The sequence below is a fragment of the Actinopolyspora mzabensis genome (assembly GCF_900101095.1).
Taxonomy (GTDB): Bacteria; Actinomycetota; Actinomycetes; order Mycobacteriales; family Pseudonocardiaceae; genus Actinopolyspora; species Actinopolyspora mzabensis.
On record NZ_FNFM01000010.1, the window covers coordinates 201,394 to 218,795 of the forward strand.

Annotated in this window: 16 protein-coding genes; 7 read left to right on the top strand and 9 right to left on the bottom strand. The window is 68.6% G+C overall.

The window, feature by feature from the left end:
- Positions 1 to 52: 52 nt before the first annotated feature.
- Positions 53 to 490, bottom strand: coding sequence for a methylmalonyl-CoA epimerase (gene mce / locus BLR41_RS17715; protein ID WP_092630147.1), 438 nt, complete (start codon positions 488 to 490; stop codon positions 53 to 55).
- Between the two features lie 218 nt (positions 491 to 708).
- Here mce and BLR41_RS17720 point away from each other — a divergent pair, with 218 nt between their 5' ends.
- Positions 709 to 1,896: an acetyl-CoA C-acetyltransferase gene (locus BLR41_RS17720; protein WP_092630150.1), complete on the top strand. Its 1,188-nt coding sequence runs from the start codon at positions 709 to 711 to the stop codon at positions 1,894 to 1,896.
- Between the two features lie 88 nt (positions 1,897 to 1,984).
- Entirely contained in the window at positions 1,985 to 2,827 is an 843-nt protein-coding gene (locus tag BLR41_RS17725) for a hypothetical protein (protein ID WP_092630153.1), read from the top strand.
- A gap of 231 nt (positions 2,828 to 3,058) precedes the next feature.
- Here the strand turns inward: BLR41_RS17725 and BLR41_RS17730 are convergent, their stop codons facing one another.
- Positions 3,059 to 4,402 (bottom strand): DNA polymerase IV, encoded by a 1,344-nt coding sequence (locus BLR41_RS17730; RefSeq protein ID WP_092630399.1) that lies wholly within the window; start codon positions 4,400 to 4,402, stop codon positions 3,059 to 3,061.
- Between the two features lie 113 nt (positions 4,403 to 4,515).
- Here BLR41_RS17730 and BLR41_RS17735 point away from each other — a divergent pair, with 113 nt between their 5' ends.
- Positions 4,516 to 4,875, top strand: a complete 360-nt coding sequence (locus BLR41_RS17735) for a DUF3817 domain-containing protein (protein WP_176798040.1) — start codon at positions 4,516 to 4,518, stop codon at positions 4,873 to 4,875.
- Between the two features lie 160 nt (positions 4,876 to 5,035).
- Here the strand turns inward: BLR41_RS17735 and BLR41_RS17740 are convergent, their stop codons facing one another.
- Positions 5,036 to 5,536 carry a MarR family winged helix-turn-helix transcriptional regulator gene (locus BLR41_RS17740; protein ID WP_092630159.1) on the bottom strand — a complete coding sequence of 167 codons (501 nt, stop codon included), beginning with the start codon at positions 5,534 to 5,536 and terminating at the stop codon, positions 5,036 to 5,038.
- 171 nt (positions 5,537 to 5,707) lie between these two features.
- On the opposite strand from BLR41_RS17740, the gene BLR41_RS17745 reads away from it, so the two are divergent.
- The gene (locus BLR41_RS17745) at positions 5,708 to 6,013 is read left to right on the top strand and encodes an MTH1187 family thiamine-binding protein (protein ID WP_092630162.1); all 306 of its coding nucleotides are present in this window, start codon (positions 5,708 to 5,710) and stop codon (positions 6,011 to 6,013) included.
- A 333-nt stretch (positions 6,014 to 6,346) separates the two neighbouring features.
- On the opposite strand, the gene BLR41_RS17750 is transcribed toward BLR41_RS17745, so the two are convergent.
- Entirely contained in the window at positions 6,347 to 6,604 is a 258-nt protein-coding gene (locus BLR41_RS17750) for a hypothetical protein (RefSeq protein ID WP_342745389.1), read from the bottom strand.
- A gap of 364 nt (positions 6,605 to 6,968) precedes the next feature.
- On the opposite strand from BLR41_RS17750, the gene BLR41_RS17755 reads away from it, so the two are divergent.
- Complete coding sequence (locus BLR41_RS17755; protein ID WP_092630166.1) at positions 6,969 to 7,880, top strand: tetratricopeptide repeat protein; 912 nt, start codon at positions 6,969 to 6,971, stop codon at positions 7,878 to 7,880.
- Positions 7,881 to 8,019: 139 nt separating this feature from the next.
- On the opposite strand, the gene BLR41_RS17760 is transcribed toward BLR41_RS17755, so the two are convergent.
- Both BLR41_RS17760 and BLR41_RS17765 read right to left on the bottom strand, forming a co-directional pair.
- Positions 8,020 to 9,480, bottom strand: coding sequence for a neutral zinc metallopeptidase (locus tag BLR41_RS17760; protein ID WP_092630169.1), 1,461 nt, complete (start codon positions 9,478 to 9,480; stop codon positions 8,020 to 8,022).
- A 299-nt stretch (positions 9,481 to 9,779) separates the two neighbouring features.
- Positions 9,780 to 10,967, bottom strand: coding sequence for a neutral zinc metallopeptidase (locus BLR41_RS17765; protein WP_176798041.1), 1,188 nt, complete (start codon positions 10,965 to 10,967; stop codon positions 9,780 to 9,782).
- A 302-nt stretch (positions 10,968 to 11,269) separates the two neighbouring features.
- Between BLR41_RS17765 and glgP the strand changes: the two genes are divergently transcribed.
- Positions 11,270 to 13,831 carry an alpha-glucan family phosphorylase gene (gene glgP, locus BLR41_RS17770; RefSeq protein WP_092630174.1) on the top strand — a complete coding sequence of 854 codons (2,562 nt, stop codon included), beginning with the start codon at positions 11,270 to 11,272 and terminating at the stop codon, positions 13,829 to 13,831.
- 93 nt (positions 13,832 to 13,924) lie between these two features.
- On the opposite strand, the gene BLR41_RS17775 is transcribed toward glgP, so the two are convergent.
- Positions 13,925 to 15,085: a tetratricopeptide repeat protein gene (locus BLR41_RS17775; RefSeq protein WP_245694418.1), complete on the bottom strand. Its 1,161-nt coding sequence runs from the start codon at positions 15,083 to 15,085 to the stop codon at positions 13,925 to 13,927.
- 240 nt (positions 15,086 to 15,325) lie between these two features.
- Between BLR41_RS17775 and BLR41_RS17780 the strand changes: the two genes are divergently transcribed.
- Entirely contained in the window at positions 15,326 to 16,093 is a 768-nt protein-coding gene (locus BLR41_RS17780) for an ATP-binding cassette domain-containing protein (RefSeq protein ID WP_092630409.1), read from the top strand.
- A gap of 102 nt (positions 16,094 to 16,195) precedes the next feature.
- Here the strand turns inward: BLR41_RS17780 and BLR41_RS17785 are convergent, their stop codons facing one another.
- On the bottom strand, positions 16,196 to 16,657 hold the full coding sequence (locus BLR41_RS17785; protein WP_092630177.1) for an Imm1 family immunity protein: 462 nt from the start codon (positions 16,655 to 16,657) through the stop codon (positions 16,196 to 16,198).
- On the bottom strand, positions 16,654 to 17,400 hold the full coding sequence (locus BLR41_RS17790; RefSeq protein ID WP_092630180.1) for a DddA-like double-stranded DNA deaminase toxin: 747 nt from the start codon (positions 17,398 to 17,400) through the stop codon (positions 16,654 to 16,656). The genes BLR41_RS17785 and BLR41_RS17790 overlap by 4 nt, the downstream gene beginning before the upstream one ends.
- Positions 17,401 to 17,402: the final 2 nt, after the last annotated feature.

Sequence of the window (17,402 nt, forward strand, 5' to 3'; positions counted from 1 at the left end):
CTGCCCGGTGCCGTCGATCGGGGGTGAGTCGAGCTCACTCCGGCCGGGGCGCTCAGGCGGGTTCGACCAGCTCCACCAGCACACCACCCGCGTCCTTGGGGTGAACGAAGTTCACCCGGCTGTTCGCGGTGCCTCGCCGTGCTGTCTCGAACAGCAGCCGTACGTCCCTGTTCCGCAACCTCGTGCACGCGGCGTCGACGTCGGTTACGCGGAAGGCGAGCTGCTGCAGGCCGGGACCGTTCTTGTCCAGGAACTTCGCGATCGTGGAACTCTCGTCGGCCGGAGCCAGCAGCTGTAACCTCGTGTCCGACTCGGCGGAGTCGGGGGCGGCCAGCATCGCCTCGTGCACCCCTTGCTCCTGGTTGGTCTCGCGATGAGTGGCCACCAGACCGAAGGTGTTCCGGTAGAAGTCGATCGCCCTGTCGAGATCGGCCACCGCGACCCCCACGTGGTCGACCGCGGTCACCAGCTCACCGAGTTCCTCCCGCATGGCGGCACCTTAACCCCCCGACACGGCACGGTGGAAACGCGCCGGCGGTGTGCTTCGTCTCACAGCCGGTCGTGCGGTTCCGTGCAGGTATGGTTCCGCCGGTCGGCACGGTTCATCATGGTGCCCGGACGGGGTAACCGTGGTCGACCGCCCGACCGGTGTCGACTCGTCGGACCGTTCGTTGCTCAAGACTTCCCAACACCGCATCGGAGGCAGCCGTGGAAAGTTCCGTGATCGTAGCCGGGGCCCGTACCCCCATGGGCAGGCTGTTGGGCTCGCTGAAGGACTTCTCCGGCGCCCAGCTCGGCGGGATCGCCATAGCCGAGGCGCTGCGCCGTTCCGGAGTCGCTCCGGAGCAGGTCGAGTACACGATCATGGGGCAGGTGCTCACGGCCGGTGCCGGACAGATCCCTGCCAGGCAGGCGGCCGTGGCGGCGGGCATCGGCATGGACGTTCCCGCGTTGACCGTCAACAAGGTCTGCCTCTCCGGGCTGGACGCGATCGCGTTGGCCGACCAGCAGATCCGTGCCGGTGAGTTCGACGTCGTCGTGGCAGGTGGCCAGGAATCCATGACGCAGGCGCCGCATCTGCTGGGCGATTCGCGGGAGGGTTACAAGTACGGCGATGTGCGGATGCTCGACCACATGGCCCACGACGGGCTGTTCTGCTCGTTCGACCAGGTCGCGATGGGGGCCTCCACGGAGAAGCACAACGATCGTTACGGGTTGACCCGTGCCCGGCAGGACGAGTTCGCCGCACGGTCGCACCAACGGGCTGCCGCGGCCGCCGAACGCGGTGTATTCGCCGAGGAGATCGCGCCGGTGACAGTGCCGCGTCGCAAGGGCGACCCGGTGATCGTCGACAGTGACGAGGGCATCCGCGGTGACACCACGGCCGAAGGTCTCGGCAAACTGCGCCCGGCCTTCGATCCGGACGGCACCATCACGGCGGGGACGGCTTCGCAGATCTCGGACGGGGCCGCGGCCGTGGTGGTGATGCGCAAGTCCAAGGCCGAGGAGCTGGGACTCGACTGGCTCGTCGAGATCGGCAGGCACGGCGTGGTCTCGGGGCCGGACGCCAGCCTGCACGAGCAGCCCTCCAACGCGATCGCCCGAGCCTGCCGCCGTGCGGGAGCGGCACCGACCGACCTCGACCTGGTCGAGATCAACGAGGCGTTCGCCGCCGTGGGGATCGTTTCCACCGAGGCCCTGGGGATCGACGAGGAAAAGGTCAATGTCAACGGGGGAGCGATCGCGCTCGGGCATCCCATCGGCATGTCGGGCGCGCGGCTCGCGTTGCACCTGGCCCTCGAACTCGGTCGGCGCGGGGGAGGCGACGGTGTTGCCGCGCTGTGCGGCGGTGGCGGACAGGGTGACGCCCTGCTGCTGCACGCGCCGCGTAGCTGACCGGACGTGTTCGGGTTCACGCCATCGTCGCCGCTTCCGGTGGCGGTCCGTGCCGCCCGAACACCGTGGGTGAAGATATTCTGGCGTCATGAAGTGGCTACCCGGGGGATGGCAACGCGCCGATCGTGTGGATCCGCAGGGAAAGACGGCCCCGCGCCGTACGGTTCCACAGCAGGAAACGGTCGTGGAACGTCGCAACGTTCCCCCGGGGGAGCCCGCCCCACCGTCCGCTTCGGGCGGGGGGAGCACCAGGCAGGACGCCTACCCGGCCACCCGGGTGCAGCGGCGAGCGGGTGGTGCCCCGAACAGCGCGGGCCCGGAGCGTGCGGGCGGTCGGGCCGTGTTGCTCGGTGAGCACGCCCGTGACATCGACGTCAGCGCCGCGGCCTTCCGTAATCTCGCGGTCGGCGGCGGTATCAGCGGTTTCCTGACCGTGTTGTGCGCGGCGGCGCTGGTCGACTCCCCCGGTGGGGTGTGGTTGTGGATCTGGCAGCTCGTGTTCGGGGTTTGCTTCGTCTGGTTCATCACCTCCGCCAAGGGCTCGTTGAGTGGTCGCGGGTTCCTGGTGGACCAGCGCGGTATCTGCCCTCGCACCAGTGGTGAGGTGTTCGGGGTGCCCTGGGACGAGGTGGCGGCGGTCGGGATCGGTTCGCTGCGCCCGATCGAGAACCGCAGGCTGGTGCATCCCGAGCGCCGGCGTTGCCTGGAACTGTTCCCCGCCGATTCCGCCTTTCCCGGCAGGCACCCCGAGCTGGAGCGGTGGCGGGTCGAGGAGTCCCCGCCCATGCAGGGACTGCCCTCGGTGCGGTACCGATTCCACCTGCCGGTGCTGAGCAGGCTTCCCAAACGGTTGGAACAGGCCGTGCAGGCCGCCGCGCCGCGCGTCTGGGTTGGGAACTATCGCAGGCGGCCCCCGACACCCGAGACCTGATCGTGACCCTGCCCCACGCGGGTTGCGTGGCGGTGCGGGTGGCGGAGCCTCCCGCGGCGGTGCCGGCTGCGAGACCCGTAGGGGTTCGGTACCGGCAGCACCGAAGCCGCGTCGATTTCTCGTGAAATCTCCGACTCCGGGATGATCCTCGAACCGCTGCGGTGAGCGGACCAGCGCACGGGACCGAGCGCTCCAGCCGGTGGCCGAGCGCTCCAGCCGGTGGCCGAGCGGTCAGGCCGGTGCGTCGGTTCCGCCGAGGCTGTCGAGCGGATCGGCCGCCACCAGTTCGTGGTCCCCGGTGTCGAAGGTGCGCATCCTTCCGGGGCCGGTCGCGGACGTCTCGAACCGCACGCTCACGCGGCCGTGGCCGGAGCCCTGCACCCAGCCGTGTCCCCAACCGGGGTGGCTCACGTCGTCGCCCTGTCGCCACTGGCTTCCCCCGGTAGCGACGGCAGGGGCGGGCGCGCGGGATGGTTCCGGCGAGGCTTGCGGGTCTTCGTTCTCCTCGGTCTCGGGAACCCGGAACAGGGTGGCCTGTTCGGCGACCGTCAGTCCCGAGTACGACACCCCGACCAGCCGTACCGGCACGCCGGGGCTGACCGCGATTCCGGCCAGCCGGCGCGCGGCGGCCACCAGCTCCTCCCGCTCGGTGGTGGCCGAGGACAGTGTTTCGGAACGGCTGATGGTGCTGAAGTCGGCGTCGCGCACTTTCAGGGTGACGGTGCGCGCGGCACGTTCGGAAGCCACCAGCCGTCGGTGGGCGGCTTCGGCCATGCCGACTATCTCCCCCGCCAGCCCGCTCGGGTCGGTGCGGTCGGTGTCGAAGGTCGTCTCGGCGCTGACCTGTTTGGCCTCGGCCCGTTCGGTCACGGCCCGCTCGTCGATGCCGTGCGCCAGTTCGTGCAGCTCGGCGCCGTGCGCCTGCCCCAGCAACGAGGTCACGTCGCCGAGTTTCAGCGCCGCGAGCTCGCCGATCGTCTGCACCCCGATACGGCGCAGTTTGGACTCCCCGATGGGGCCGATCCCCCACAGGCGGCGTACCGGTAGTTCGGCCAGCAGTTCCTTCTCCTCGTCGGGTGGAACAACCATCGAGCCGTCCGGTTTCGCCATTCCCGAGGCGATCTTGGCCAGTTGCTTGCCCGATCCGGCCCCGACCGAAGCGGGCACTCCGACCTCGGCCGCCACCCGGGCACGAAGGGATTCCGCGAATTCGGCCACGACTTCCGGTGCGGATCCGGTCAACTCGCTCGGCTCCAGGAACGCCTCGTCGATCGAAACCTGCTCGAATCGCTCGGAAAGCTGCCTGACTATCGTGAAGACCCGTTCGCTCACCTCCCGGTAGAGCCGGAAACGCGGCGGCAGCACCACCGCGGTGCGACACAGGCGTCTGGCCTCCGACATGGGCATGGCGGAGCGAGCTCCGTACCTCCTCGCCGGATAGCTGGCCCCCGCCACGGTGCCGCGCGGTCCCGTTCCACCGACGAGCACGGCCCGCTCGCGCAGCGTGGGGCGGGTGAGCTGTTCCACGGACGCGTAGAAAGCGTCCATGTCCAAGTGCAGCACCCAACGAGTCATACCGCCATTGAACGAAATTTCACCGACAACGACCAGTCCGGTGCGCACATGCCACGCCCGCGTCGGTGCATACCGGACCTCGGGCCGGGCAGCCCCCACGATACGGTGAGGCCGTGCTCAGGACTGGTGTCGGATGGTTCCGATTGATCGCGGTCGCCGAGGCTGTCTCGTGGGCCGGGTTGCTGCTCGCGATGGTGCTCAAGTACGGGTTCGGTTTTCCCGAGGCCGTGACCGTCATGGGGTGGATTCACGGTCTGGTGTTCACCGCTTACGTACTCGTCAGCCTGGTGGTGTACGGGCCGCTGCGGTGGAGTTTCCGGGTGCTGGTGCTCGCCCTGATCGCTTCGGTCCCGCCGTTCGGCTCGGTGGTTTTCGAGCGCTGGGCGCTGCGACGCGGGCTGCTCACCACGCCGGAACCGCTGGGTCCCACGTCGTTGTCGAGGCTGGTCGGCGCGTTGCGCGCGTTGAACTGACCGTGGCGTTCCCGCCCCTTGTGGGGGCGAACGGCCGGGGCTGCGACACGGCTCCGGGGTTGCCGGGAGCGTGCCTGTTCGCTGACTCCGCGTCCGTGCGGGGGAGTCGTCGGTTGGTTCCGCTCGACGGGCTCCGGACGAGTGGGCCGGAGGAATTCGGTCAGAAGTCCCCGGAAGCCTGTCTGACCTTGCCGAGCAGGTCGGTGAGCTGCTGTGTCTGCCGCTCGGTGATGCCCGAGAGTCCGAAGTCGATGTCGGTGACCGATTCCGTGGCCTTGTCCGTGACCGTGCGGCCGTGTTCGGTGATCTCCACCAGCGTTGTACGTCGATCGGTCGGATGGGGGACGCGTCGCACCAGTTCGTCGGCTTCCAGCCGGTCGACGATGTTGGTGACACTGGTCGGGTGCAGTTGCAGCCGGTCCCCCATGACACGCATCGGAAGGCTTCCGTGCCGGGAGAATGAGAGCAGTACGAGCGCCTCGTAACGGGCGAAAGTCAGGTTGTGCGGCCGCAGCGCCGAGTCGACCGCGGACTGCAGGATTTGTTGGACCCGCATGATGCTGGTCACCGCGGCCATCGTCGACGAAGGACCGATACGTTGCGACCAGGTCTCGGCCGCGCGAGCTATGGGATCGAATGGCAGCGGTTGGCGGGGGCTCATGGCATTCGACGCTAGCAGCGTGCTGTTGCACGAACGGGCGATGTGGGGTGTTCGTCGGAGCCGTGCTCGGCGCGTGTCCGACACGTGCGCCACGCGGCGCCGGTAGGTTCGTCGCGGTATCCCGCCGCGAAGCCCGATGGGAACGAGAGTTCGTAGTCAGGAGAAACACACATGTTGGTCGCATTCAGCGTGGCCCCCTCCGGGGCGGGGGACTCCGACAGCGTGAGTGCCGCTGTCGCTGAGGCGGTGCGGATCGTGCGCGACTCCGGGTTACCGCACGAGACGAACGCCATGTTCACCACCGTCGAAGGCGAGTGGGAGGAGGTGATGGACGTGGTCCGGCGTGCTACCGAGGCCGTGTCGGCCAGGGCGCCCCGCACCAGTCTGGTGATCAAGGCCGACATCCGGCCGGGCCACACCAACCAACTCCGGGAGAAGGTCGAGCGGGTCGAGCAGCAGCTCGAGGGTGACAACTGAGATCCCCCCGACTGTTCGGCCGAGCGGGGGCGCCGACCGGGCACCGGGGCGCCGGAGGGCGGATAGCCGAAGGCAGGACAGCCAAAGGCGGTACGAGCAGAACCGGCCATCGGCACGCGCGCGCCGTGACGCGCGTGCCGTGGAACTGCCCGCCGCGGCGGGTTGCGAATCCCCTCGTCCGTGACGTCCCGGGTCCGAGAGGACGCCACCCGCGTCCCGCGATTCACCGGATGCGAGGCGGACTCACCAGCCGCGGCGGACGTTTCACGGGGCGGCCCCGGAACGCTTCCGAGTCGGAACGTTCTCCATGCCGCCCGGTAAAGCTCCGTCAGCTCACTTGGACAGCGGGTGGTCGACCACCGGAGCGTTGACGCACTTCGAGTTCTGGCTCGAGAGCAGGTTGACGACGACGCCGACGGCGGCACCGACATTGTTGCCGCATGCCTGGATCGGCACCGCGCTGATGTTGTTGTCGTCCGCCACGTTGATGCCGTCGTTGTCCTTGGTGTCGGCGAACGCGACCGTACCCATGGTCATCATGCCCAGGGTGGCGACACCTGCTGCACCGGCAACACGGGTTGCAATACGCACTGTCTGATACCTCTCGTCGAACTTGTGGGTAGGGAAAAATCCCGATCGAGTCCCTACGGAGTTGCGGGGCACCGCATGGTGCGGCGCCGCTCGCGGACTCGTGAGGGGGTTTCGACGCTGTCCCGCTCGAAGATTAGAGATTTTCGCTAGATACCCCTGATCGAGTGAGCAAAGCTGGCTCGGTCGAGCTATAAAATGCCTGCTCGAACGCGTTCGGTGATCGACTTCGGGTTCTTCGCGGTCCGGAGCGGGGTGTCGGGGTGTGCACCGGCTGCCACTGGCGGCGTGGCACGATGGGGGTGTGACACGGCCTGATCCACGCCAGAATTCCGATGCAGCGCAGAGCTCGGCGGCCGCCGCCTCCATGGCAGGGGCGGTCGACCTGTCGGGGTTGAAGAACCGGGCCGATGCCCAGGCGAAGTCCGCGGGCTCCGGTGGTAATTCCGGTGGTGACTCCGGTGGGGCGGGCGCTTCGGTCGTCGAGGTCACCGAGGCCAACTTCCAGGCCGAGGTGGTCGACCGGTCGATGCAGGTGCCGGTCGTGGTCGACCTGTGGGCGACCTGGTGCCAGCCGTGCAAGCAACTTTCCCCGATTCTGGAAAAGCTCGCGGGCGAGGGCGGCGGTTCCTGGGTGCTGGCCACCATCGACGTGGACAACAACCAGCGCATCGCGCAGCTGTTCGGTGTCCAGTCGATCCCCACGGTGATCGCCATCGCGGGTGGGCAGCCGGTCGAGGCGTTCCAGGGCATGCAGCCGGAGGAGCAGATCCGGCAGTGGATCACTTCCATCCTGGACTCGCAGCGCGATCAGCTTCCCGGCATCCGCGCCGCCGAGCAGGGCGCCGGCGCGGCCGAGGAGGAGCAGGAGGACTCCCGGTTCACCGCGGCCGAGCAGGCGCTGGAACGCGGGGAGTACGCGGCCGCCGAACAGGCTTACCAGTCGATCCTCGACGCGGAGCCGGACAACGAGCAGGCCAAGGCCGCACTCGCCCAGGTCCGGTTCACCGCCCGTGCCGAGAGCGCCGATCCGGGCGCGATCGAGCGTGCCGAAGGAGCCCCCGACGACGTCGAGGCACAGCTCGCCGCCGCCGACGCCGAGTTGGCGCAGCAGCGCGTGGAGGATGCCTTCAACCGGCTGATCGGTACGGTCCGGCGTACTTCCGGTGCGGATCGCGACCGGGTCCGCGAGGAGCTGCTGGAGATGTTCGGCCTGTTCCCGGAGGGCGATCAACGAGTCGCCAACGCGCGGCGCTCGCTGGCCAGCGCGCTTTTCTGAACCACATGCGACTCGGCACCCGGCGAGAACCGCCGGGTGCCTCTACCGAGGTGCCGGTTCTTCCGCCCCCGGAACAAGCTTCGGTGGCAGGTGCCACCGGACTCGCTCCAGCGCGAGGTACCGGGGGGGGGATCTCCGATCAGGCGCCGTACTCGGAAGCGCAGGGGCTCATCCCCTGCTGGAACCCGATGCGGAACGCCTCGACCCGAGGGAAGCCGGCGGGTACCTGACTGCCGGTCAGGTCCGCGGCGATCAGACTGTCGTCCCCCAGCAGCGCCGCCACGCCCTCGTCGACGTCGCCGGGGGCGATTCGCAGCTTGCCGACCGGATTGCGCTGCCCGAGCGGGTCCTCCACGAGCAGGCCGCTCCACGCGCCCACCAGACACGCGGTACGTAGCCCCGCAGCGTCACCACGCAGCGACAACCCGGCGGACTCCTGCACGGCCAACGTGTAGCGTGAGGCCAGCTGGGCGTAGGCGGCGAAGTCTCCGTAGCCCGAGCTGCGCTCGCCGTTCGCGGGCGGTCGGGCGAGCTCGCGCAGCCCGGGCAATCGGACCGAGACGGTGTTGGTCTCCACGCAGTACGAAACCGGCTCAGTGCTCTCGGCCCCGGCGCAGGAGCGGGAATCGAGGATCACCCGCGGGGGAGCGAACCCGGTGTCGCCGAAGACTTTGCGCAGGCTCCGCGCCACGGCTCGGATGTTGTCCGGTTCCACCGGAAGATCCGACTCCTGCTTGTCCTTCCAGAAGCGGAACTGGGTGGTTCGTTCCGCGACCGACTTCTCGGTTATCTCGGCACACCGGCTCGGGCCATCGCTGAAGCCGTACTGAAACGCCGAAACCCGGTCGAACGCGGTGCCGTGCGCCTGGGGATCCGCGAAGCCGGTGCGCCCCGGCGCGTCCCGGATGTAGCTGAGTACTCCCATAACGGTGTTGAGCCCGTTACCGGTCGACACGCGGATGTGTGGTGCCGAGCCCTCCGCCGCGTGCCGGAAGAACGCTCCGGCGAAGCAGTCCGCCTGCTGTTCACTGACCAGCGTCGGTGTGTCCTCGTCCACGAGACCCGCCCGGTGCTGCACCGCGTGCCCGATCTCGTGCGCCAGCACGGTTACGGGGGCGATCTGTCCGAACGTGTTGCGCAGCTTCGGCAGCATCACCCCGCGATCCCAGGCGATCGTGTCGCTTCGCGGGCAGTAGAAGGCGTTCGCCGAGCCGGCCAGCCGCTGTCCGCAGACGCGCCTGTCGGTGTTCCGGGAATCGTACGAGACCAGCCGTGCGATCGGACGGAACGCGGTGCCGTCGAAAGTGTCCGGATAGGCCGTTTTCCAGTACTCCCGCACGTCGGCGACCGTGTCGACCGCGAGGGTGTCGATCTCACCACCGGTACTCCCGACCACCGGCAGCTTCGCGTCCGTGGCACCCGGCTTGCGGCCACTCGGGCCGTCACTGGCGGGCAGCCCGGCCACCGTGTCGACCTTCGGTTCGTCGTTGGCGGTCGGAATTCCGTCGACGGGACGGGAACACCCCGTCGCCAACAAGCACAGTGCGACGGCGGCAGCCGAGCCTGCCAGCAGGCGCCGCGTCGTCGAGCTTCGTCCCACTGACGTGTCCCATCCTCGAAATCGCTCGGGTTCTGTCCCTCCACCTGGGCTCGGCAGAGCGTCACGCGCAGCGTAACGAACCAGGGCGGGCACGAATCAGCCGCACTTTTCCCGAGGCGCACCCGCCCGAGAATCCCGTGAATCCCGGAGGTCGGCACAGCTTCAGCGTGTTGTTCCGAGCGGATCCACACCCGGCGCCTGCTACGTTCCGGCGCCGAAACGCCCACACACGCGGCACGGCCTGCTGCGGGAGGTTTCTCGAACCGGGCACAGCGGACGACCGAGCCGACGAAGTCGTACTATGAACAGGACTCCGCGGTACCGCTCACCCCGCCCCGGAACGCCCGCAACTCGTCGAAGCCGCTGGCCGTGCTCGTCCCGAAAACCTCCCGGTGCGCCGCATCACCGGCGAGTACGGCACGGATCGCCTCGTTCAGGTCCGAGCCGCCGGCGCGATCGGTGTCGCGTACCAGGTGACCTGTGTAGGCGCCCGTGAGACACGCGGCACGGATTCCCAGCCGTTCCGGGGTTCCGGAAGTCGTTCCCCGCGCCGCGGCGGTGGCGAACGCGCCGATCAGGGTTGTTTCGGCCGCTTGGTCACCGAGCTCGTAGATCGAACGTCGTAGTCGTTCGCGGTTGACCGCGAGCACGTTCCCGCCGCAGTCGGTGAGGATGGCCGGCCCCTCGCAGCCGGCCACCTCCGAATCCAGCAGTTTCGGTGGATTCCACCGGCCACCCCGCTGTTTCACCAGCTCGCCGAAGAACTCCCGGGCCCGGGGAACCCGCTCCCGCAACAGCTCCGTCACGTCGCGATTGCCCCGCGAGTCGCCTTCGGGCGTCCGTTCCCCGCTGAATTCGCGTTCCGTGGTGCACGCTCTCGGCCCGTTCGTGTAACCGTCCTGGAACGCGCCCGTGCGTTCGTAGGCGGTGCCGTGCGCGTCGGCGACGCGCCGGGCCACCGGATCCGCGAAGTTGATCAGTGCTCGCAGCGCGGCGTCCAGTTCGGCCGAGTCCATTCGCAGCCGTCGTGAGTCACCGTCGACCACCCACCGCACGTAGCTGCCCGCGTAGCAGTCCGCCGTGGTCTCGATCCGCAACGGGCTCCGTTCGCCGGACGCGAGTTCGCCGCCGAGCCGATGCGCCACCGCGTGTCCGATCTCGTGCGCCAGCACCAGCACCACGGCCGATTGTCCGTAGTGGTCCCGCAGCACCGGCAGCATAGCCGCGCGATCCCACGCGATCGCGTCCACGGAAGCACAGTAGTAGGCGTTGCCCGTCAGCTCCGCCGCACTGGCCGAACACGGTGGCGGGGCGGCGTCCTCGTCGGTGGTGTCCACCGAGAAGAAGCCGCCGTCCAGATCGTGCCACTCCCGTCCGAACGTTCCACGGAACTCGCCCTCCCAGTAGTCCTGCGCGTCGGTGACCACCGTCGCCGCCAGTTCGTCCACGGCGGAGGAATCGGTCCCGAACACGAACGAGGGGGACACGGAGTGACGAACGACACCCGGATCAGGGGTGGGCGCGCTTCGGAGTGCGGTGCAACCGCTCAGCAGCGTGAGCAGCACCATCGGCAACAGCGACAGGGCCTGGCGCCGTGTTCTCCGAACGGGGCTCCCCGCGGAGGTGGGCGTCCGCGCCGTCTTCGGCGGTAGCGAGTCCGCTGCGGCACGATTCGCTCGGAGAACGCGGTTGTGGCGGGGTCCCGTTGGCACGTACACCAGGTTCGCACGCCGGGTTTCGCGCGTGGGTGGTTCGGGAGTCGTGTCCCGGCGAGATACCCTGCGCGTCCGTGAGAGCCGTACGTCGCTTCACCGTCAGTGCGCACCTGCCGGATTCACTACAGGCCCTGGGCCGACTGGCCATAAACCTGCGCTGGAGTTGGCATCCGCCCACCCAGGACCTTTTCGCCTCCGTCGAACCGGACGTGTGGACGGAGGTCGGTGGCGATCCGCTCCGGCTGCTCGCCGAGGTCCCCGCGGAGCGGTTGGACAGGTTGGCCGCCGACGAGGACTTCCTCGCTCGTTGCCGGGCCGTCGACGACGACCTGCGTCGTTATCTCACGGTGCCGCGGTGGTACCAGCAACGCCGCGACGAGGGCACCCCGCTGCCCTCTTCGATCGCGTACTTCTCGATGGAGTTCGGTCTGACCGAGGCCCTCCCCAACTACTCCGGCGGGCTCGGAGTGCTGGCCGGGGACCACCTCAAATCCGCCTCCGACCTGGGGCTTCCGCTGGTCGGAGTGGGGCTGCTCTACCGCTCCGGTTACTTCCGGCAGTCACTTTCCCCCGAGGGATGGCAGGTGGAGCAGTACCCGGTGCTGGATCCCCGCGGGCTGCCGCTGGAGCTGTTGACCCGCCCCTCGGGGGAACCCGTGATGGTGCACGTCGCGGTGCCCGAGGGCAGATTGCTGCGGGCTCGGATCTGGAAGGCCCAGGTGGGGCGCGTCCCGTTGTTGCTGCTGGACAGCGACGTCGACGACAACGAGGACGATCTGCGGGGCGTCACCGACCGGCTCTACGGTGGGGACGCCAGTCACCGGATCAGGCAGGAGATCCTCGCTGGTATCGGTGGGGTGCGCGCGGTGCGCGCCTACTGCGAGCTGACCGGCACACCCGCCCCCGAGGTGTTCCACACCAACGAGGGCCACGCCGGTTTCCTCGGGCTGGAGCGCATCCGCGAACTGCTCGCCGACCCCGGCCTCGGTTTCCACGAGGCGGTGGCCGCGGTCCGCGCCGGTACCGTGTTCACCACCCACACCCCGGTACCCGCCGGGATCGACCGGTTTCCGGTGCACCTGGTCCGGCACTACTTCGGGGACGGCTCCGCGCAGTCGTTGCTTCCCGGAGTTCCGACCGACAAGGTCGTCGAACTCGGTGCCGAGGACAAACCCGGTACTTTCAACATGGCCAACATGGGGTTGCGGTTGGCGCAGCGCGCCAACGGCGTCTCCGAGCTGCACGGCGGTGTCAGCCGGCGGATGTTCAGCGGCCTGTGGCCCGGTTTCGACACCGAGGAGATCCCGATCTCCTCGGTCACCAACGGGGTGCACGGCCCCACCTGGTCGGCGCGGGAACTCGGCAAGCTGATCGGCGAGTCGGAGATGGACCAGGGGGCTGGGCTGCGTGGTATCGAGCCGGTCAGCGACTCGCTGCTGTGGGAGCTGCGCAGCTCGTTGCGTGGCAGGCTCGTCGAAGAGGTGCGACGCAGGCTGCGGCATGCCTGGTTGCAGCGCGGTGCCTCCGAACTGGAGCTGGGCTGGTGTGACTCGGTCTTCGATCCCGATGTGCTGACCATCGGGTTCGCCAGGAGAGTGCCCACCTACAAGCGGCTCACCCTGATGTTGCGGGATCCCGAACGGCTGCGCGCCCTGCTGCTGGATCCGGACCGCCCCGTGCAGGTGGTGGTCGCGGGCAAGTCGCATCCCGCCGACGAGGGCGGCAAGGCCATGATCCAGCGCATCGTCCGGTTCGCCGACGACCCCGAGGTGCGCCACCGCATCGTCTTCCTGCCCGACTACGACATGTCGTTGGCCAGGTACCTCTACGCGGGCTGCGACGTGTGGCTGAACAACCCGGTGCGTCCGCTGGAGGCCTGCGGCACCTCCGGCATGAAGTCGGCGCTCAACGGGGGGCTGAACCTCTCGGTGCGCGACGGCTGGTGGGACGAGATGTACGACGGCCACAACGGCTGGGCCATCCCCAACGCGAACGGGGTCAGCGATCCCGAACGCAGGGACGATCTGGAGGCCAACGCGCTCTACGAACTGATCACCGAACACGTCGCCCCGATGTTCTACGAGCGCAACAGCGACGGCCTGCCCGGTCGCTGGATGTCGATGGTGCGGCACACGCTGGCCACCCTGGGGCCCAAGGTGCACTCCTCCCGCATGGTGCGCGAGTACGTGGACAACCACTACTCGCCCGCGGTTCGCTCGGTGCAGGCCGCCACCGCCAACGGCTACCGGGGAGCGAAGGAGATCGCGAGCTACCGGGAACGGCTCGACGAGGCGTGGAGCGCGGTGCGGGTCACCGACACCTACATGTCCGTCGAGGACGGTTCCACCCCGCTGCTCGGCGGCAAGATCACCGTGCGCGCGCTGGTGGAGCTCGCGGGCCTGCACGACTCCGACGTGACCGTGCAGGTCGTGGTGGGCAGGGTGGACGACTCCGACGAGCTGCGCGACTTCGTCACCACCTCGATGCGCTGTGTCGCCGACGGCGGTTACCAGGCCACCGTGACGCTGCCGCACACCGGACCCGCCGGCTACACCGTCCGGGTGCTGCCCAAGCATCGGTTGCTCTCCAGCCCCGCTGAGCTCGGCAAGGTGGTGCCCGCAGACGAGAAGTCGTGACTCGCCTGTCGGGCCTTTCCCTTCTCGAGCGGCATCGCCCCGGTGCTCCCGTGCCGTGCTCCGCACACCCGGGGCCGCCCGCGGAAACACCGGTCAACCCACGTCCAGACGTTGCCGCACCGAGCGGACCCGGGGCCACCAGTCCGCGAGGCGTTCCGCGTCGGCCAGCGTCTCGCGGGCCCGCCCGTTCTCGCCCTCGGCCATGTACGCCCTCGCCAGCGTCGCCAGGTTGTCCGCCCGGCTGGTGGTCGAGGTCGAGTACTCCGCCCCGGTCCCGCACAGCCGGACCGCCTCCGCCGTTTCGCCCTGTGACAGCGCGAGCAGCCCGAACGTTCCGCTGAGCTCGAAGGCGGGGAAGCCCAGCCGGACGGAGTCGTGCAGCGCCTGCTCGGCCGTGGGCACGATGTCGGCGGCGGGAAGTTGTCCCGCCTCCGCCGCGGCCAGCCCCAGTCCGGCCAGTCCCGCGAGCATGTAGCACATCTCCCGTGGCGGCGGTTGCTGCTCGGACAGCTGTCCCAGCAGCAGCATGGTGGCCGTGTCGAACTCACCGCGCGCCTCGTGCATGGTCACCCGGCAGGACAGCGCGGTGTGCGAGTCCGGTGCGATCCCGTCGAGCTCGTCCACCACGGCCTGCGCCCGGTCGAGTTCGCCGCGTTGCAGCAGCGCGTGTGCCTCGGCGGCGTAAGCCCCCGCGCGGAACTCCCGTGCCCGCCCCGCGTCCTGTCGGGGTAGCCCGAACAGCAGCCATCCCGTCGAGGTGCGCAGCGGCGTCCTGCCGGGGATCAGCTGGTACAGCAGCACCGCGGTCGCGGCAGGCGCGAAGCCGTCCCAGAACGGTGTCCCGATCCCGAACCAACCCGCGGTAGCCACGGCCACCCCGAACAGTGCCGATACGAGTCCGGCCGTCCAGCAGCGCGCGATGACCGGTTCCCGCCGCGGGCCGATGTCCGCGCTGAGCACCACGGGCAATGTGCGAAAGGTCACTTCCGCTTGTCCGGCGCGCACGGTGCCGAGTCGACGGCCCGCGCCGAACACGATGTGTCGAACCCGCAGTCCCAGGAGGAATGAGCCCAGCAGTAGGCCCGTCCGGGTGCACATGGGGAGCACGATCGTGCCGAGCAGTGCACCGGTCACGGCCGCGAGCACGCCGAGAGGGCCGTTGCCCAGGGATGTTTCCACGGTCGTCAGCACGACCAGGGCCAGCGTCGCCACCAGGAACCAGGGTTTGCGGAGTAGTCTCAACCAGGGGTGCACGGGCGAGGGATGTTACTCGTCCTCGTTGGAATCGACCGTCGATTTCGCGGGAAAAGCTGGCATATCGTGGCCTGCGGGGTTCTCTCCCGGTGGTGGAGCCCCACCGGACGAGCGGGACAATGACAAGCGCGGACGCGGAAACCCCGCCGGTCCGCGGCGGAGGCGAAGCGCGTGTCGACCAACACGCGCACAACGGCCGGTCACGGCTGGGAGGTAGACGTGGACGACCTGGTCATCCGGATGGATGGCGTCAGTGTCCGGCGGGCGGCGAACACACTCGTGACCGATATGGACTGGTCGGTCGAGCTGGACGAACGCTGGGTGGTACTCGGGCCCAACGGTGCGGGGAAGACGACCGTGCTCAAGCTCGCCGGTGCCGAGATGTATCCCACCACGGGCGCTGTCGATGTGCTCGGTGAGCGGCTCGGCAGCACCAACGTTTTCGAGCTGCGCCCCCGCATCGGGCTGTGCTCGGCCGCGTTGGCGTCGAGGATGCCCACCGAGGAGCTCGTGCGCGACGTCGTGGTCAGCGCGGGTTACGCGGTGGTCGGCAGGTGGAACGAGGATTACGACCACATCGACACCGAGCGCGCCGAGGAACTGCTGCGCGGCATGGGCATCGCCGAACTGGCCGATCGGCCCTTCGGCACCCTCTCCGAGGGGGAGCGCAAACGCGCACTGATCGCGCGGGCACTGATGACCGATCCCGAGATGCTGTTGCTGGACGAACCCGCTGCCGGGCTGGATCTCGGTGGGCGCGAGGACCTGGTGGCCAGGCTCTCGGCGCTGGCCCTCGACCCGGACGCGCCCGCGATGACGCTGGTGACGCACCACGTGGAGGAGATCCCGCCGGGATTCACCCACGCGTTGCTGCTTCGCGAGGGCGGTGTGGTCGCGCAGGGGCTGCTCGACGACGTGCTCACCGAGCGGAACCTCTCCGAGACCTTCGGGCAGGACCTGCGGTTGCAGCGCACCGGGGATCGCTACTTCGCGACGCGGCGCGACTGATCGTGGTTTCGGGTCGTCGGGACTCCCGCTCGGCGGGGCCTACCGCCTGCGCCCGCTCCGGACGACCCGAATTCGGGTAGTGATCCACAGCAAGGGTCGGGCTCAATACCATTGTCCGGGTTGCCACCGCACGGATTCGGGTCGTGTGCCGGTGCGGCAGTACTCGGTGATGGCTTCGCGGGCTTGGTCGAGGGGTAGTGAGGCCGAGGCGGGGAACCACAGGTCTCCCTCGGGATCGAACAGCAGTGGTGGTGTCTCCTCGGTGGTGTGGGGGTTGTATGAGTCTGCCGCCGCACCGTTGACCGCCTCGGGGCGTGCGTCCATGTGGCTGAGTGCGCCCCAACCGTTGTCGGGGTCGGCGGTGATGCGCAGTCTCGCGTGCGGGAAAGCTGGACCGTGTTCGTCGCGGAAGCTCAAGCAGGGTCGATCCCACACGTAGATTTGGGAATACCGGGTGCGGAGGACGGCCTCGACGAGGTCGGCGGTTTCCTCGGGGGTGCGTGCGTAGTGGAGGTCGTGACCGAGAATGCCGGTTACGACGGTCCCCGTGTCGATGGTGGTCATGGTGTTGCCTCTCCATGTATCTCGATGGGACGTGTTTCCCCTGGTTCCCATACGGCCAGTGTTGATCCACGAGGCAGGATGGCTCGTACCGCAGCATGGCAGCCCCACGGGTCAGGACACATGCGATTGTTCAGTACGACGACTCCGTAGGTCTGCCCTGCTTCTTTCATTCGTTGGGCGTACTTTGCTTCGACGTGCGTGTCGACCACTGGGGACGCGTCTCCTCGATGCGGGGGATACACGCTCGATGTGTCGAGAGTGAGGCGTATGCGGTCGGAGAGTTTCTGGTCTCGGCCACTGGCCAGTATCTGTTCGTTTCCGTCTTGGTCGTAGATGAGTCCGGTGGTTTGTCTGCCGGTGTGCTCGGGCAGCCGTTCGCGAACCTGGTTGATCCATGATCGGTCGCGGGACGCGTCGGTGGGAACACGCGGGAACGTCGATGGGTGGGGAATACTGGGCGGAGGCTGGTCGCCGCTCATGCCGAGCCCGGCGAGGTAATCCACCAGATGCTTGCGGGAGCTCCCGCACAGGGCGAGGACGTCGTCGATGAGCTCACGAGCCTGGTGGAACAGGTCGATGGCCTCGTACAGTTGTGGGTTCCGGCTGCCGTCGGAGATCTCACCGAGGGTGGGCAGGGCGTACTCGTCGAGCCAGACCCGTGCCTGTTGTAGTTGTTCGGTGGGTAGTTGTGCGAGAGCACCGCTGACCTCGTTTGCCAGGTGTCGCACGTCGGAATCGGACACCT

Excerpts from the sequence above, each read along its gene's own strand:
- mce (WP_092630147.1), bottom strand. The coding sequence starts at position 490 with ATGCGGGAGGAACTCGGTGAGCTGGTGACCGCGGTCGACCACGTGGGG.
- BLR41_RS17725 (WP_092630153.1), top strand. The coding sequence starts at position 1,985 with ATGAAGTGGCTACCCGGGGGATGGCAACGCGCCGATCGTGTGGATCCG.
- BLR41_RS17730 (WP_092630399.1), bottom strand. The coding sequence starts at position 4,402 with ATGACTCGTTGGGTGCTGCACTTGGACATGGACGCTTTCTACGCGTCC.
- BLR41_RS17740 (WP_092630159.1), bottom strand. The coding sequence starts at position 5,536 with ATGAGCCCCCGCCAACCGCTGCCATTCGATCCCATAGCTCGCGCGGCC.
- BLR41_RS17745 (WP_092630162.1), top strand. The coding sequence starts at position 5,708 with ATGTTGGTCGCATTCAGCGTGGCCCCCTCCGGGGCGGGGGACTCCGAC.
- BLR41_RS17755 (WP_092630166.1), top strand. The coding sequence starts at position 6,969 with ATGGCAGGGGCGGTCGACCTGTCGGGGTTGAAGAACCGGGCCGATGCC.
- BLR41_RS17780 (WP_092630409.1), top strand. The coding sequence starts at position 15,326 with ATGGATGGCGTCAGTGTCCGGCGGGCGGCGAACACACTCGTGACCGAT.
- BLR41_RS17785 (WP_092630177.1), bottom strand. The coding sequence starts at position 16,657 with ATGACCACCATCGACACGGGGACCGTCGTAACCGGCATTCTCGGTCAC.